Genomic DNA, 1,224 nt, shown 5'->3' with positions numbered 1-1,224 from the left:
GCTGTTCGGGCTGGATTTCGCTGATTCAGCGGTTCAGAACGCCAGATTTCAGGCGTTTTGCCCCGTTGGGGCTTCCTGGAAGCCGCCTCATTGGCACACCTCTGGGCAACCACCTGCTCATGCCGCTGCCATCGCCGGTTTGAGCAGGTTGCCCAGCCGGATCAGGTTGTAGGCGATCACGTGCAGGCCAAACACCGCACTCACCTTGTCTGTGCCGCGCAGCTTGAACTGGCGCAGCCCGCCCCACTGTTTGATCCAGCCAAACACCTTCTCGATGCCGCGGCGGGCATTGATCGATTGGGCGTAGCCCTTGTGGCGGGTGGTGCGGCCATCGATGGCGGAGCCGCCGGTGCGTGCGGTGTTCTGCGCCACATGCGGCGTGACGCCGATGCGGCGCATCTCGGCGACAAAGCCCTTGGTGTCGTAACCCTTGTCGGCACCAACAGTCTTCTGGTGGGCACCGGGACGATCAGCCGCCATTTCTTTGGCCGCATCCCGCTCTCCGGTGCCCGTGGCTTTCGTCACCTGACAATCGACGACCAGTGCATGGCGGTTGTCCATCAGCACGTGCCCCCGGTAGCTGGGCAACGCCGGATGGGCCTTGGATTTGCGGCACAGCAAGGCATCCGGATCGACGCCGGAGCGATGGGTCTGATTGCTGAGCTTGATGCCGCGGAAATCTCCTTTCGCGCGCTTCCTGCCGGGCTTTGGAGCACCAAAGCCCTCGCCAGGTCCTGATGGCGGAGGCGGCGGATCGTCCTGGCCGTCGATCCGCTCCAGCGAGGCATGGGATGCCCAGGCCTGCAGCAGGGTGCCATCGACTGAGAAGTGCTCGTCGCTGAGCAACGGCTTGACCTCCGGGGCGCCCATCAGCTTCTCCAGGAACCTGCCCATCACCTGCTCATTGAGCAGCCGCTCGCGGTTCTTGGTGAATGTGGTGGGGTGCCAGATCGGATCATCCGGACTCAGCCCCACAAACCAGCGAAACAGCAGGTTGTCGTGGAGCTGCTCCAGCAGTAGGCGCTCCGATCGGATCCCGTAGAACGCCTGCAACAACGAGGCCAGCAGCAGCTGCTCGGGCGGCACCGATGGCCGGCCTTCTGAGGCGTAAAGCGCGCAGAAGGTGGGATTGAGCCGATCGAGGGCCTGATCGGCCAGTTTCCGGATCCGCCGCAGTGGATGACTGGCCGGGATCCGCTCCTCGATCGACACGTAGGAGAACAG

General features: G+C 63.8%; 1 protein-coding gene. It reads right to left on the bottom strand.

The window, feature by feature from the left end:
- Positions 1–117: 117 nt before the first annotated feature.
- Positions 118–1,224 (bottom strand): IS5 family transposase (locus CJZ78_RS13455; protein WP_143592975.1); only part of this gene is annotated, 1,107 nt, incomplete at its 5' end.

Origin of the sequence: Synechococcus sp. 8F6, from assembly GCF_002252665.1 — a bacterium.
In the GTDB taxonomy this organism is placed as follows: Bacteria; Cyanobacteriota; Cyanobacteriia; order PCC-6307; family Cyanobiaceae; genus Cyanobium_A.
Note: the sequence above shows the minus strand (reverse complement) of the source record. Positions and strands in the feature narration are given on the sequence as shown.